Raw genomic sequence first — 13,993 nt, 5'->3', positions numbered from 1 at the left:
CGGCCGGCCCGGGTTACAACAGCCCGAAGCCGGCAAGCACCGACTTCACCTGCTGCAGCGTAGGCGGCTGCCCCGCCGCGCCGAGATTGACGACGTTCGGCGACCAGTAGCCGCCGGTGCGCCACGCGGTCGAGAAATTGTACAACTCGACCGTGGGCCGCTTCAGCGCCGCCGCGATATGGACCAGACCTGTGTCAACCCCGACCGTCGCGGCGGCGCCATCGATCAGCCCCACCACCGCCGGCAGCGACAGCTTCGGCGGCACGATCGCGGCCGCGCCGAACTCCTTCGCGAGCCGCTCGCTGGTCGCGCGCTCGGCGTCGCTGCCCCACGGCAGCACGATCGACGCGCCGCGCCGCACCAGCGCCTGCCCGAGTTCGATCCACGCGGCATCGGGCCACTGCTTGTCGGCGCGCGAAGTCGCGTGCACGAACACCACGTACGGCACCGGCAGATTCAGATTCGCCTGCGACAGCGCGAGCGCGGCACGGCCCGTGTCGAGACCGAAGTCGATGTCGTCGGTGGGTTGCGGCGGCGGATCGTTCAGCGCCGCGGCCACCAGTTGACGCGTGCGTTCGACCACGTGCGTGCGCGGCGCGATCGGCACGCGGCGCCCGTAGAAAAAGCGCACCGGCCATTCGTAGCCGGCGCCTTCGGTACGGTTGCCGAGGCCGACGAGCGGTCCGCGCGCCATGTTCGCGACCCACGCGGTCTTGATGAGGCCCTGGCAGTCGATCACCAGATCGTAGTGCTCGGCGGCGAGCGCGCGGCGAAACGCGCCGATCTCGCGCCAGTTGTCGACGGACAGGATGCGCTTGCGCCAGCGCCGCAGCGACACCGGAATCGCGCGCCGCACGCCGGCCACGAGTTCCACGAGCCCGACGAAGCTTTCCTCGACGAGCCAGTCGATCTGCGCGTCGGGATGACGGCGCCGGATGTCGGCGATCACGGGCATGTTGTGAACGACGTCGCCCAGCGACGACACCCTCACGATCAGTATCTTTTGCGCGCTCAAGAGTGGGAAAACCGGCGATCCGGCTCGAAGATGCGTTGAAAGGACCGCAATTCTAGCGCGCCGTCCATGAAAGACATGAAAAACGCGGCGCGGTAAGGCAACCCGCGCCGCGTTCGGTAGGGGCGACGCTTCGAGCCGTCTTGACGAACCTCGAAGCGCAGCGCCGCATCAGCCGTCAGAACGGCAGTTTCGCATCGGCCTTCTCCGCGAGAATCACGCGGCGGAAGTCGTCCTGGATGCGTTTGAGCGCTGCGTCGTTGTCCGCCTCGAAACGCATCACCACGACCGGCGTCGTGTTCGACGAACGCGCGAGGCCGAAGCCGTCCGGATACTCGACGCGCAGACCGTCGATCTTCACGACGTTGTCCGCGCCGGTGAACTTCGCGTTCTGCTGCATACGCGCGATCAGCTCGAAGTTCTCGCCTTCCTCGAGTTTCAGCTGCAGCTCGGGCGTGGAGTGCGAGTTCGGCAGCGAGTTCAGCAGCTTGCTCGGGTCGGCGACACGCGTGAGGATCTCGAGCAGACGCGCTCCCGTGTACAGGCCGTCGTCGAAACCATACCAGCGGTCCTTGAAGAACACGTGGCCGCTCATTTCGCCAGCCAGCGGCGCGCCGGTTTCGCGCAGCTTCGCCTTCACGAGCGAGTGGCCGGTCTTCCACATCAGCGGCTCGCCGCCTTTGTCCTTGACCCACTTCGCGAGATTGCGCGTGCACTTCACGTCGTAAATGATCTGCGCGCCCTTGTTGCGCGACAGCACTTCTTCGGCGAACAGCATCAGCTGACGGTCCGGGTAGATGATCTGGCCGTCTTTGGTGACGACGCCGAGGCGGTCGCCGTCGCCGTCGAACGCGAAGCCGATTTCCGCATCCGTTTCCTTCAGCGCGCGAATCACGTCTTCGAGGTTCTCCGGGTGCGCCGGGTCCGGGTGGTGATTCGGGAAGTTGCCGTCGACTTCGGTGAACAGTTCGACGAGTTCGCAGCCGAGCTTCCTGAACAGCTTCGGCGCGAGCCCACCGGCCACGCCGTTGCCGGTATCGACGACGATCTTGATCGGACGCGCGAGCTTCACGTCGCTCGCGATGCGCTCGAGATACGCGTCGGCGATGTCGTACTCGGCGTAGCTGCCGCTGCCGTCGGCGAAGTTCTCGTCGACGATGCGCTGATGCAGCGCGAGAATCTGCTCGCCGTAAATGGCCGCGCCGCGCAGCACCATCTTGAAGCCGTTGTAGTCCGGCGGATTATGGCTACCCGTCACGACGATGCACGAGTCGACGCGGCGCTCGCCGCCCGCCAGCTTCAACGGTACGCTCGCCGCGAAGTAGCCGACCGGTGTGGGCACCATGCCCACGTTCACGACATCGACGCCGGCCGCACGCAGGCCGTCGGACAGCGCCCCGATCAGCTCGGGGCCCGACAGGCGTCCGTCGCGCGCGACCACGACCGCGTCGCCGCCCTGGGCGCGCACTTCGCTGCCGAATGCGCGACCGATGGAACGCGCGGCGTCGGCGTCGAGCGTCTTGCCAATGACGCCACGAATGTCATACGCCTTGAAAATGGATTTGGAGATCATGTTGGCTCACTTGCGTGCAATGGAAAATTTTGACCTGCGCACCGACCTCGACCGGTAACAATCGCCGGTTAAAACGCGGTAAAAATTCGCGTTAAAAACCACGGTAATACTCACGTTAAAAACACCTGTTACCGCGCCTCGATGCGCCCTTGCCGGAAGCGGTCCGGTTCCAACTTATAATTGCGTTTTTCTGACCAGCCTGAATACCGCCATTCTAATGCTTAGACGCCCTCCATTTGTAAAGTTGCCGTGGCTGCCGGCCGGGTGGGCGAATGCGCATAGCGCCGCATGCATGGCCGTGCGAGGCGGCTTGACCGACGCGCAGCGGCGAGCGGCCAACGGATGCTGACGGTCAAGCGCTTCGCCAATCCCGACGTCACCCGAGCGTTTACGAACATCGTCTGGCTGGGTCTCGAGCGGCTCACGCAGATCGGCGTCGCAATCGTGATCAGCGGCATGCTCGCGCGTTACTTCGGGCCCGAAACGTTCGGCAAATGGCAGTACGCGAATACGCTGCTGCTGGTGCTGTCGCCGATCACCTGGGTCTGCGGCACGGAAATCCTCGTACCGACCATCGTCAACCGGCCGCCCGGACAACTCGGTACCGTCCTCGGCAGCGCGTTCGCGTTGCGCATCTCCGTCTCGGCCGTTGCGCTGCTGCTTACGTGGCTCGGCATTGCGCTGCACTTCTTCGAACCGCTCGTCGGTGCGATGCTCGCCGGCCTCGCGGTGACGATGCTGTTTCGCGAGCCGTTCGTCGGCGTGATCAACGCGTGGCTGCAAAGCATGACCTACAGCAAGCCGCAATTGCTGACCAGCATGAGCACCGCGGTGATCAAGGCGGCTCTCGTCTATCTGCTGGTGCGCGCGACGGCCGCGCCCGCGCGTTTCGGCTGGCTGTGGGCGCTCGAATCGGCGGCGATCGGCGCGGTGCTGTTGCTCTACTTCATGCGCCGGCATGGCGGCAAGCTGGGCTGGCATGTCGAACGTTCGCTCTTCAGGCACTTCGCGAGCGCGGGCACCGTGTTCTGGCTCGGGCTCATCTGTATGTATCTATTTCTGAAACTGGACCGGCTGATGCTCGAGCGCGCGATTTCGTTCGCCGACCTCGGTCGCTACTCGGCCGCCCAGCAGTTGAATGAAAACTGGATCACGCTCGCGCTGATGCTCGCGCAAACCATTGCGCCCGCATTCGTCTACCGCGTGCAAGGCATCGCGCAACTGCGCCGCAACATGTGGCGGCTCACCGCGCTGAGCGCCGTGCTGATGGTGTGCGGCGCGTTCGTGCTCGATCTGCTCGCGGGCTTCATCATCCGCCGTGTGTTCGGGCCGGACTTCGAAGGCGCGATCGAAATCTTCCGCTGGGCCGTGTGGCTGTCGGTTCCCGCCGGTGTCGAGGCGATCGGCAATCTGGTCGTACTCAAATATCAGGCCAAATTCGTATTGCTCGCCAAGTGGCTGCTCGCGCTCGCCGTCGCGTTCGCGGTCAATCTGCTGGCGATCCCGCGGCTCGGCGCGTATGGCGCGCTCGTCGGCCTCGCGGCCGGCTATCTGGCGGCCGCCTCGGTCAATCTTTATTACATCCGTTTCAAATTGCGCCCATGACGAATTCATCCGCCACCGCGCAAACCACGCTCGACGACGTCGCGGTGCTGATACCCGCCTATAACGGTCAGACGGACGTCGATTCTACGCTCGCGTCGTTCGAAGAAAGTGCGCTAGTGCACGTACTGATCGTCGATGACGGCAGCACGCCGCCGATCGTCGCGCCCACGCTGCCGAACCTGAAGATCGAAGTGCTGCGCATGGCGCAGAACGGCGGTATCGAGCGTGCGCTGCGAACCGGCGTCGACGCGCTCGCGCAGCGCGGCTTTCGCTATGCGGCGCGCATCGACGCGGGCGATCGCGCGGTGCCACAGCGGCTCGCGAAGCAGCGCGCGTTCATGCAAGCGCATCCGAACGTGGCGGGCCTCGGCATGTGGACCCAGGTCGTCACGCGCACGGGCGAGCCGCTTTTCATGCTGACGCCGCCGGCCGAGCCGAACGTGATCCGGCGCCAGCGCTTTTTCCGCTCGTGCCTCGCGCATCCGTCGATGATGCTGCGTATCGATGCCGTCCGCACAGTCGGCAACTACCGCGCCGCGTATCGTTCGGCGGAGGACCTCGATCTGTTCGTACGTCTGATGGAACGCTATGACTGCGCGAATCTGCCGGAACTGGGCCTTTTCTATGAGCTGAACGAAGGCGGCATCAGCGCGACGAAACGGCGCCGGCAGATCGGTTCGACGCTGCGTTTGCAGTTGCGCTACTTCAACGTGGCCAATCCGTACGACTGGTTGGGCCTCGCGAAGAATCTGTTGCATCTGATGCTGCCTTATCGCACGTTGCAGCAGGTCAAGCGCGTGCTGCTCACGCCGCGTGCGAACCGTTGAGTCGCGCCGCGTGTGAGCGCTGTCGTTGCCGCTGTCGTTGTCGCTTCATTCGCTGAGGTTCGCGCCGCATCGTAGGGCGCTGTCTTCGTATCAATGGTCCACACTTCATTCAACGCCCGGCATTTCTTCGCATGAAGCCCTCTTTCAAGTCGACGCCCGCGCTACGCATTACACTCGTTTGCAACACGGCCTGGGCAATCTATACCTATCGGCAAGGGCTGATCCGCACGCTGATCGGGCGCGGCGTCGACGTGACGGTGCTCGCGCCGCGCGACCGCACGTTCGAGTTGCTCGCCGCGATGGGCTGCCGTTGCATCGAGCTGCCGATGGCGTCGAAAGGCACGAGTCCGGGCGAAGATCTGCGCACGCTCGTCGCGCTGTATCGGCAGTACAGGACCATCCGTCCGCATGTCGTGTTTCACTACACGATCAAGCCGAACATCTACGGCTCGATCGCGGCGAAGCTGGCTGGCGTGCAGTCGGTGGCGGTCACCACCGGGCTCGGCTACGTGTTCATCCAGCACAGCCGCGCCGCGCAGATCGCCAAAAGGCTGTATCGTTTTGCGTTCCGCTTTCCGCGTGAAGTGTGGTTCCTGAATCGCGACGATCAGGCCGCGTTCATCGACGGCAAGCTGCTCGTGCATCCGGAGCGCGCGCGGCTGTTGCACGGCGAGGGCGTCGATCTCGAGCAGTTCGCGTTCACGCCGCTGCGCGAGCGCACGGAGTTTCGCTTCGTGCTGATCGGGCGGCTGCTGTGGGACAAAGGCGTCGGCGAATACGTCGAGGCCGCGCGGCAATTGCGCGCGCGCTACCGCCACGCGCGCTTTCAGCTGCTCGGGCCGGTCGGCGTCGACAATCCGAGCGCGATCACGCGCGAGGAAGTCGCCGCGTGGGAACAGGAAGGCGTGATCGAATATCTGGGCGAGGCGCACGACGTGCGGCCGTTCATCGCCGATGCCGATTGCGTGGTGCTGCCGTCGTATCGCGAAGGCGTGCCGCGCACGCTGATGGAAGCGTCGGCGATGGGCCGGCCGATCGTCGCGACCGACGTGCCCGGCTGCCGCGAGGTGGTGGCCGACGGCGTCAACGGCTTGTTGTGCGAAGCGCGCAATGCGCAGAGCCTTGCCGCGAGTCTCGCGCGCATGCTCGACATGAGCGGCGCGGAGCGGCGCGCGATGGCGGAACGCGGCCGGCAGAAAGTCGCGACCGAATTCGACGAACGCATGGTCGTCGAAACCTATAAAGACCTGGTGCAAAAAATCACGGGTGTTTTACTTTAATGGGAGCAACAGCATGACCATGAAGGGCACGATTCTGGTAACGGGCGGCGCGGGTTTCATCGGCTCGCACACCTGCGTCGAACTGCTGAACGGCGGCTACGACGTCGCGGTGATCGACAACCTCGTGAACAGCAAGCGCGAAGCGGTGCGGCGCGTCGAGAAAATCACCGGCCGTGCGGTGAGCTTCTACGACGACGACGCGCGCGACGCAGCCGCGCTGCAGCGGATTTTCGATGTGCATCCGATCACCGGCGCGATCCATTTCGCGGCGCTGAAAGCGGTCGGCGAGTCGGTCGCGAAGCCGATCGAGTACTACGCGAACAACGTCGGCAGCCTGCTGACGCTACTCGGCGTGATGCGCGATCGCAACGTCAAGCAGTTCGTGTTCAGTTCGTCGGCAACGGTGTACGGCGTGCCGAAGAGCTCGCCTATCGACGAATCGTTCCCGCTGTCGGCGACCAATCCGTATGGTCAATCGAAGCTGATCGCCGAGCAGATCCTGCGCGATCTCGAAGTGTCGGACCCATCGTGGCGCATCGCGACGCTGCGCTACTTCAATCCGGTCGGCGCGCATGAAAGTGGCCTGATCGGCGAAGATCCGGCCGGCATTCCGAACAACCTGATGCCGTACGTCGCACAGGTCGCGGTCGGCAAGCTCGACCGCCTGCGCGTGTTCGGCGGCGACTACGAGACGCCCGACGGCACCGGCGTGCGCGACTACATCCACGTGGTCGATCTCGCGCGCGGGCATCTCGCCGCGCTCGATGCGCTCGTCGAGCGCGATGCGAGCTTCGTCGTCAATCTCGGCACGGGCCAGGGCTATAGCGTGCTCGACGTGGTGCGCTCGTTCGAGAAGGCGTCGGGGCGGCCGGTGCCGTACGAGATCGTCGCGCGCCGCCCGGGCGACGTCGCGCAGTGTTTCGCGGACCCGAGCGCGGCCGAGAAAATCATCGGCTGGCGCGCGCAGTTCGGCATCGAGCGCATGTGCGCGGACCACTGGCGCTGGCAGTCGACGAATCCGCAGGGGTTTGCATAAAGCGCTTCGGCACCAGCGCATCCCGTTAAAAAAATGGCGGCGGCTTTCGCGTAGCGCGGATGCCGCCGCCGTTTGCTTTGGCGCTCACCTCGTCAGAACGGTGAGCGCCGTGGCTGCTGAACGCGTTACGCCGTTGCCCCTTCCAGCTGGAACACCGCGACCGCATCACGCAACGCCATCGCATGCTCTTCCAGCGACTTCGCCGCGGCCGCCGCCTGCTCGACGAGCGCCGCGTTGTGCTGCGTGACCTCGTCGATCTGCGACACCGCCTTGTTGACCTGCTCGATACCGTCGCTCTGTTCGAGCGCCGACGCCTCGATCTCGCTCATCACGCCGGTCACGCGCTCGACGGCCTTCAGCGCTTCCTGAATCGTCTTCTGCGCATCCGACACCAGCGAGGCACCCTCCTCGACCTTCGCCGCCGACTCGCCGATCAGCTCCTTGATCTCCTTGGCCGCCGCGCCCGAGCGCTGCGCGAGGCTGCGCACTTCCGAGGCGACCACCGCGAAGCCGCGTCCCTGCTCGCCCGCGCGCGCCGCTTCGACGGCCGCGTTCAACGCGAGAATGTTGGTCTGGAACGCGATCCCCTCGATCATGCCGATGATCTCCGTGACCTTGCGCGACGACTCGCTGATGCCGTCCATCGTCTCGGTCACGCGCGACACCACCTTGCCGCCGCGCGTGACCGTATCGAGCGCGCCGTGCGCGAGGCGGTTCGCCTGCCTGGCGTTGTCGGCGTTCTGTTTCACGGTCGCCGACAGCTGCTCCATGCTCGCCGCGGTCTGCTGCAGCGCGGCCGCCTGCTGCTCGGTGCGCGCCGACAGATCGGCATTGCCCGACGCGATTTCGTTCGCGCCCTGCGTGATCGCGCTCGTGCTGCCACGCACCTTGCCGACCGTTTCGACGAGGCCGTCGCGCATCCTCGTCAGCGCGCCGAGCAGCTGGCCCATCTCGTTGCGCGATTTCACCTTGATCGCGACGCTCAGGTCGCCGGCCGCGATGCGCTCGAAGTGCTTGACCGTCGCGTTGACCGGCTTGATCAGCGCCGACGACAACGCGACCCGAGCGCCCACCGCGATCACGAGCGCGATCACCGCGATCGCGCCGAACAGCACTGTCGCGAGCTGGAAGCGTCGCGCGCCGGTCGCGGCCTGCTGATGCTGATTGTCCATCTGCGCTTTTTCGAGCGCGTCGATCGCTTTCGAGTAGGACGCGTACAGGCTGTTCGCCGTGTCGCCCTGGATGTTGCGGAAGGTGTTGAAGTCGAAGTCGATCAATGCCTTGAATTCCGGTTCGATCGCCTTGTCGACGAGCGCCGCGCGCGCGTCGCCGACGCTCTGCGCGAGCTTGCGCTCTGCGTCGCTCGCGAACGGGCCGGCCATGTAGTTGCGGAAGTCGTTGTTCGATTCGAGCAGCACCTTGTGCGCGGCCGGCAGCAGATCGTCGGTCTGCTTGCCGACGCTGAACAAGGTCTGATAGGTGCCCAACGCGAGCTGCACCTGCAGAAGCTTCTCGGAACTCGCCTTCAGATGCGACAGCGCGACCGCACTGCGCTGGGTGTCGTCGCGGCCGTCGTTGGCGAGCTTCAGCGCGCCGTAGCCGACAGCGATCACCGTCAGAAGGAAGGCGACGAATACGCTGATCACGAGCGTCAGTCCGCCACGAATTGTGATGTTATTAAGCATTGGGTCTCCGGAACGCCTCTGTTGCGCGCGACTTACACTTCGTCGCATCCAGGTTTACGGTTGCGGCGCGCGCGCGCCGCATAGGGGGAATCCATGAGGAGCGAGCGCTCACGGGCCTGTGCGGGCCACTTCGGTCTCGCTATCTGGGATTTTTTGCCGGCCTGGATGAAAGCTTCGCGCCCGTGCCGCGCGCCGGCCGCCGCACGTTTCGTTTGTATAATTCCGCGTCTTCGCTCAGGCCCACTTTCATGCTTAGTTTTGCGCTCGGCTTTCTCGTCTCTCTGCTGATCACGCTGTTGATCGTGCGCTATGCGCATCTGCATGAAAAGTTCTCGACCGACACCGATCTGGCCGGCGTCCAGAAATTCCACGTGCGGCCGGTGCCGCGCATCGGCGGGACTGGGATTCTGGTCGGGCTGATCGTCTCCGCGGTGCAATTGCATCGCGCGTATCCGGCCGTATCGGGCAGCATTCTCGGGTTGATCGCGTGCGGCATGCCGGCGTTCGGCTCGGGGCTCGTCGAGGATCTGACCAAGCGCGTGTCGCCGCTCGCACGCCTCATCTGCACGATGGCGGCCGCCGCGCTCGCCTGGTTCTTTCTCGACATCGCGGTCACCCGCATCAGCGTGCCGCCGCTCGACTTTCTGCTGTCATATGCGGCGATCTCGTTCGTGGTCACGGTGCTCGCGGTCGCGGCGCTCGCCAACGCGATCAATATCATCGACGGCTTCAACGGCCTCGCGTCGATGGTCGCGTTCATGATGTTCGCGTCGCTCGCGTATGTGGCGTTCCAGGTGCACGACCCGGTCGTGCTGTCCGCGTCGTTCATGATGATGGGCGCGGTGCTCGGCTTCTTCATCTGGAACTTCCCGGCCGGGCTGATTTTTTTGGGCGACGGCGGTGCTTACTTCATCGGCTTCATGCTCGCCGAGCTGTCGATCCTGCTCGTGATGCGCAATCGCGACGTATCCGCGTGGTATCCAATGCTGCTCTTCATGTACCCGATCTTCGAGACCTGCTTCTCGATCTACCGCAAGAAGTTCATTCGCGGCATGTCGCCGGGCATTCCGGATGGCGTGCATCTGCATATGCTGGTCTACAAGCGGCTGATGCGTTGGGCGGTCGGCGCGCGCACCGCGCGCGAGCTGACGCGCCGCAACTCGCTGACGTCGCCGTATCTGTGGCTGCTGTGCCTGATTGCGGTCGTGCCGGCGACGCTGTTCTGGCGGCACACGCTGCATCTGTTCTGCTTCGTCGTGGTGTTCGCGGCGACTTATGTGTGGCTTTATGTGAGCATCGTGCGGTTCAAGTCGCCGCGGTGGATGGTGGTGAGGAAGGGGAAGCGGTGAGCAGAAACGACAAAGGCTGAAATCGGCTCACTCGGCTCGAAATGTAGCAATAAATCCTCTCTTCACGAGATTCCTCCAAATTCATCAATGCACGGGATAAACAAAAGCCCCGTCGCCAGGGCTTTCGTCTACCTCGTGCGATACCACCGCCATAGCTTCAGGATCGCCACATACGCCAGCGCCGCCACGATCAGTTCGATAGTCACCCACACCATGTAATACAGGTCATCAGGGTCACGCACACCGAGCCAATCGGAAGCCGCCCAATATGCATTCGACTCGCTTTCTGTCCACTCGTACGGATACGGCCGGACATAAAGAACAGAGAGAACAAACAGCGCCAGAAACAACGTGACCTTGAACAGTCTACGGGCAAGTGTTGCCATATGTGATGACCTCAATTGTTCCGTAGGCCCAGAGGTGGCGCCGAGAATTCGGACAGTTCGTTGAGTGGAAAAGCTGGGGCGTGAGTCGGTCATAATGGCCGGCGACAAGGAACCAGAAGATGACGAAACGAAACCGACGGACACACTCACCGGCGTTCAAGGCAAAGGTGGCACTCGCGGCGCTTAAGGGCGACAAGACGCTGGCAGAACTGGCCCAGCAGTTTGATGTCCATCCAAACCAGATCACGGACTGGAAGAAGCAACTGCAGGAGCGGGTTGCCGATGTGTTCGAAGCGGGCAACGCGGCGTCGGCGGCACCGCCCGTTGACGTGAAGGTGCTGCACGCGAAGATTGGGCAGTTGACGCTGGAGAACGATTTTTTAGAAAGCGCGCTCAGCAAGGCGGGACTGCTGGGCGTAAGGCGATGATCGATCGTGATCACGCCCTGCCGATGACACAGCAGGCCCGGCTGGTAGGCATCAGCCGGTCGAGCGTCTATTACCGATCGCGTGGCGTCAGCGAAGCGGATCTGAAATTGATGCGCCGGATTGACGAGCTTCACCTTGAGCATCCATTTGCAGGGGCGCGAATGCTGGCACGGCTGCTGCGTCGCGAAGGCATCAAGGTCGGACGCAGGCACGTCGGCACCCTGATGAAGCGCATGGGCATCGAGGCGTTGTATCGCAAGCCCAACACGAGCCGCAAGCATGCGGCCCACAGGATCTGGCCGTACCTGCTGCGCAACAGGAAGATCGATCGGGCCAATCAGGTCTGGGCACTCGATACGAGCTACATCCCGATGGCGCGCGGCTTCGTTTATCTGACAGCCGTAGTGGACTGGGCGAGCCGTCGGGTGCTGGCACACCGGGTGGCGATCACACTGGAGAGTTGCCATGCTGTCGAGGCGCTGGAGGAAGCGTTTGCGAAATACGGGCTGCCTGAGATCGTCAACACGGATCAAGGCAGCCAGTTCACCGCAACCGAATTCACCGACGCGGTACTCAGCCGGAACGTTCTTCTGTCCATGGATGGAAAGGGTGCCTGGCGTGACAATGTGTTCGTCGAACGGGTGTGGCGCAGCGTCAAATATGAAGAGGTTTATCTGAAAGCATATGACTCGGTCAGCCACGCCCGCCGCTCAATCGGCAATTACCTGAACTGGTATAACCAGAACCGGCCTCATTCGAAGCTCGCCGACCAGACACCGGATGAAGCATACTTCGCGACGCTGCCAGCGATAAAATCGGCAGCTTGACTGCCTCAGCGATTCCACTTAAAAACTCGCAGATCCTGTCTGAACGAACGAGGCCACCTCTCCCGAAGCCCCGAAATGCCGGCAAGGATCGTCATGGTGCCCAGCAGCGCATTGCGGATTCTCATGAAATCGCTATGGCTCGGCAAGGTAATGCAACCAAGTGATGCGCCGTGCCCGCCTGCTGGATGCAACCGGAACTGCCCACGCTTGACACCATTGACCCAAGTGAAATCATCGACTAGTCCATCATCCCGATACAGGGCGAACCAGTCACCGTGATTCGACGGATGGCCGAAAACGGCATTCAACGCGTCTTTCCCCATGCGTAAGCCTGTGAATGGATGCCACCAGTCGGACGGTCGACGATCCAGTATTTGCCGGCGGGAATCGGCCCCTTGCTAGGCACAGCCGTGCAGCCGCCCCGATTGCGGTATTGCCGGTCGCCAGAATAAGCGTCAAAGTTGCCGATGCCAGAAATGGTGAGCGGTGATAGTGGCTCGTTATTCACGAGGAATTTGCCGGTGTAGGCCATATGTCACACCTCCTGATTACGCTGACTGTAGGTCATTGCGTCCTGAACAGGTTCCTCCCGTCGTGGAACCTTGACCGTAAGCGCGCGTGCCCCTGGCGCGCTACAGGTCGATTCCCGATTTGCCGCCTCCTTCGCCTGGGCAAAAAAAGCGCGCCACAAGGGCGCGCAAAACATTTGCATCACAGATAAAAGAGCTAACCGAACCGCCACCTCAGCGAGAAAGCGATACCGGGTTGCGACGATTCAATGCTAGGTGTATGTGCCGGGCGCAGGCTTCAGACGACTCCGAAAAGCCGGGGCGTGCGCGATGGTCGTCAACTCTCCTGAGCAAAAATAGAAAAGTCCCGTCGCCGGGGCTTTCGTCTACTTCGTGCGGTGCCACCGCCATAGCTTCATGATCGCCACATACGCCAGCACCGCCACGAGCAGTTCGATAGTCATCCACAGGCCGATATACAGGTTTTCGGGATCGCCGATACCTAGCACCTCCGAAGCGTGTATCCATGCACGCATCTCAGACTCGGTCCACCCATCGTCGTACGGTCGGACAAATCGGAATGACAGAAGGTACAGACCTATAAACAGCAGGACTTTAAGCACCCTTCGGACAGGTGTTGCCATCGGTGATGACCTCAATTGTTCCGTAGGCGCGAAGCCCCGAATTGCCGGCAGGGATCGTCATGGTGTGAAGGAGTGAGTTGCGGATTCTCAGGAAATCCGTACGGCTCGGCAGGGTAATGCAGCCAAGCGAAACACCCCGACCACCTGCCGGATGCAACCTGAAGTTTCCACGCCGCACGCCGTTGATCCATGTGTAATCGTCGATTAGCCTATCATCACGATACAGTGCAAACCATTCACTGTGATCGGTCGGGTACGACGAGTAGTAATTGAACTCATCTTTTAACCACGTTTCTACCGCAGAGCGCACGCCGCCAGTAGGGCGCGGGACGATCCAGTACTTGCCAGCGGGGATCGGCCCGTTATTGGGAACCATTGTGCAGCCGCCCCGATTGCGGTATTGGCCGTTGCCGGAATAGGCGTCGAATGTGCCGATGCCATTAATGGTGAGCGGTGACAGCGGCGCGTTGTTCACGAGAAATTTGCCGAAGTAAGCCATGTTTCACGCATCCTGATTGCGCTGGCTGTAGGTCATTGCGTCCTGCATAGGTTTCTCCCGTTGGTGAGCCTGGACCGTAAGCGCGCGTGCCGCTGGCGCGCTACAGGTCGATTCCGGATTTGCCGCCTCTTGCGCCTGGACAAAAAAAAGCGCCACAGGGGCGCGCAATACCTTTGCATCACAGAAAAAGAGCCAACCGGGGCGCCAACTCAGCGGGAACGACATACCGGGCGGCGATGGTTCAATGCTAGGTGTATGTGCCGGGCGCAGGCTTCAGACGACTCCGAAAAGCCGGGGCATGCGCGATGGTCGTCAACTCTCCTGGGCAAAATC

Annotated in this window: 12 protein-coding genes and 1 pseudogene; 6 read left to right on the top strand and 7 right to left on the bottom strand. The window is 62.8% G+C overall.

What is annotated here, in order from left to right; genetic code table 11:
- Nucleotides 1-13 precede the first annotated feature (13 nt).
- Nucleotides 14-1,015: a lipopolysaccharide heptosyltransferase I gene (gene waaC / locus OKW27_RS32355; protein ID WP_429335870.1), complete on the bottom strand. Its 1,002-nt coding sequence runs from the start codon at nt 1,013-1,015 to the stop codon at nt 14-16.
- A gap of 175 nt (nt 1,016-1,190) precedes the next feature.
- Entirely contained in the window at nt 1,191-2,585 is a 1,395-nt protein-coding gene (locus OKW27_RS32350) for a phosphomannomutase/phosphoglucomutase (protein WP_184045478.1), read from the bottom strand.
- Nucleotides 2,586-2,927: 342 nt separating this feature from the next.
- On the opposite strand from OKW27_RS32350, the gene OKW27_RS32345 reads away from it, so the two are divergent.
- The 4 genes from OKW27_RS32345 (at nt 2,928) to galE (ending at nt 7,333) form a co-directional block, all read left to right on the top strand.
- On the top strand, nt 2,928-4,190 hold the full coding sequence (locus tag OKW27_RS32345) for an oligosaccharide flippase family protein (RefSeq protein WP_429335869.1): 1,263 nt from the start codon (nt 2,928-2,930) through the stop codon (nt 4,188-4,190).
- Complete coding sequence (locus OKW27_RS32340; protein WP_429335868.1) at nt 4,187-5,017, top strand: glycosyltransferase; 831 nt, start codon at nt 4,187-4,189, stop codon at nt 5,015-5,017. The genes OKW27_RS32345 and OKW27_RS32340 overlap by 4 nt, the downstream gene beginning before the upstream one ends.
- Before the next feature lie 131 nt (nt 5,018-5,148).
- Nucleotides 5,149-6,297, top strand: a complete 1,149-nt coding sequence (locus tag OKW27_RS32335; protein WP_429335867.1) for a glycosyltransferase family 4 protein — start codon at nt 5,149-5,151, stop codon at nt 6,295-6,297.
- Between the two features lie 13 nt (nt 6,298-6,310).
- Nucleotides 6,311-7,333, top strand: coding sequence for a UDP-glucose 4-epimerase GalE (galE, locus tag OKW27_RS32330; RefSeq protein WP_090803348.1), 1,023 nt, complete (start codon nt 6,311-6,313; stop codon nt 7,331-7,333).
- A gap of 125 nt (nt 7,334-7,458) precedes the next feature.
- On the opposite strand, the gene OKW27_RS32325 is transcribed toward galE, so the two are convergent.
- Complete coding sequence (locus tag OKW27_RS32325) at nt 7,459-9,018, bottom strand: methyl-accepting chemotaxis protein (RefSeq protein ID WP_429335866.1); 1,560 nt, start codon at nt 9,016-9,018, stop codon at nt 7,459-7,461.
- Between the two features lie 248 nt (nt 9,019-9,266).
- On the opposite strand from OKW27_RS32325, the gene OKW27_RS32320 reads away from it, so the two are divergent.
- Nucleotides 9,267-10,367, top strand: a complete 1,101-nt coding sequence (locus OKW27_RS32320; RefSeq protein WP_184059737.1) for an MraY family glycosyltransferase — start codon at nt 9,267-9,269, stop codon at nt 10,365-10,367.
- Between the two features lie 128 nt (nt 10,368-10,495).
- Here the strand turns inward: OKW27_RS32320 and OKW27_RS32315 are convergent, their stop codons facing one another.
- Nucleotides 10,496-10,753, bottom strand: coding sequence for a hypothetical protein (locus tag OKW27_RS32315; RefSeq protein ID WP_090803343.1), 258 nt, complete (start codon nt 10,751-10,753; stop codon nt 10,496-10,498).
- Between the two features lie 119 nt (nt 10,754-10,872).
- Here OKW27_RS32315 and OKW27_RS32310 point away from each other — a divergent pair.
- A protein-coding gene (locus OKW27_RS32310; RefSeq protein WP_429333642.1) for an IS3 family transposase occupies nt 10,873-12,008 on the top strand; the annotation gives its coding sequence in 2 pieces (ribosomal slippage) (nt 10,873-11,137 and nt 11,137-12,008; 1,137 coding nt in all).
- A gap of 5 nt (nt 12,009-12,013) precedes the next feature.
- Here the strand turns inward: OKW27_RS32310 and OKW27_RS32305 are convergent.
- From OKW27_RS32305 to OKW27_RS32295, 3 genes and pseudogenes are all read right to left on the bottom strand, one after another.
- Nucleotides 12,014-12,540, bottom strand: a pseudogene (locus tag OKW27_RS32305) (DUF2778 domain-containing protein).
- A 363-nt stretch (nt 12,541-12,903) separates the two neighbouring features.
- Nucleotides 12,904-13,053, bottom strand: a complete 150-nt coding sequence (locus tag OKW27_RS32300; RefSeq protein ID WP_429335865.1) for a hypothetical protein — start codon at nt 13,051-13,053, stop codon at nt 12,904-12,906.
- A 79-nt stretch (nt 13,054-13,132) separates the two neighbouring features.
- Entirely contained in the window at nt 13,133-13,660 is a 528-nt protein-coding gene (locus tag OKW27_RS32295) for a DUF2778 domain-containing protein (RefSeq protein WP_429335864.1), read from the bottom strand.
- Between the last annotated feature and the right edge of the window lie 333 nt (nt 13,661-13,993).

This window comes from Paraburkholderia sp. 35.1 (genome assembly GCF_050436525.1).
Taxonomy (GTDB): domain Bacteria; phylum Pseudomonadota; class Gammaproteobacteria; order Burkholderiales; family Burkholderiaceae; genus Paraburkholderia; species Paraburkholderia tuberum.
This window is presented reverse-complemented; position numbering and strand designations above follow the sequence as displayed.

Bases quoted from the DNA above. Each gene is read 5' to 3' on its own strand.
- OKW27_RS32350 (WP_184045478.1), bottom strand. From the start codon at position 2,585: ATGATCTCCAAATCCATTTTCAAGGCGTATGACATTCGTGGCGTCATT.
- OKW27_RS32345 (WP_429335869.1), top strand. From the start codon at position 2,928: ATGCTGACGGTCAAGCGCTTCGCCAATCCCGACGTCACCCGAGCGTTT.
- OKW27_RS32340 (WP_429335868.1), top strand. From the start codon at position 4,187: ATGACGAATTCATCCGCCACCGCGCAAACCACGCTCGACGACGTCGCG.
- OKW27_RS32335 (WP_429335867.1), top strand. From the start codon at position 5,149: ATGAAGCCCTCTTTCAAGTCGACGCCCGCGCTACGCATTACACTCGTT.
- galE (WP_090803348.1), top strand. From the start codon at position 6,311: ATGACCATGAAGGGCACGATTCTGGTAACGGGCGGCGCGGGTTTCATC.
- OKW27_RS32325 (WP_429335866.1), bottom strand. From the start codon at position 9,018: ATGCTTAATAACATCACAATTCGTGGCGGACTGACGCTCGTGATCAGC.
- OKW27_RS32320 (WP_184059737.1), top strand. From the start codon at position 9,267: ATGCTTAGTTTTGCGCTCGGCTTTCTCGTCTCTCTGCTGATCACGCTG.
- OKW27_RS32315 (WP_090803343.1), bottom strand. From the start codon at position 10,753: ATGGCAACACTTGCCCGTAGACTGTTCAAGGTCACGTTGTTTCTGGCG.
- OKW27_RS32300 (WP_429335865.1), bottom strand. From the start codon at position 13,053: ATGCGTGCATGGATACACGCTTCGGAGGTGCTAGGTATCGGCGATCCC.
- OKW27_RS32295 (WP_429335864.1), bottom strand. From the start codon at position 13,660: ATGGCTTACTTCGGCAAATTTCTCGTGAACAACGCGCCGCTGTCACCG.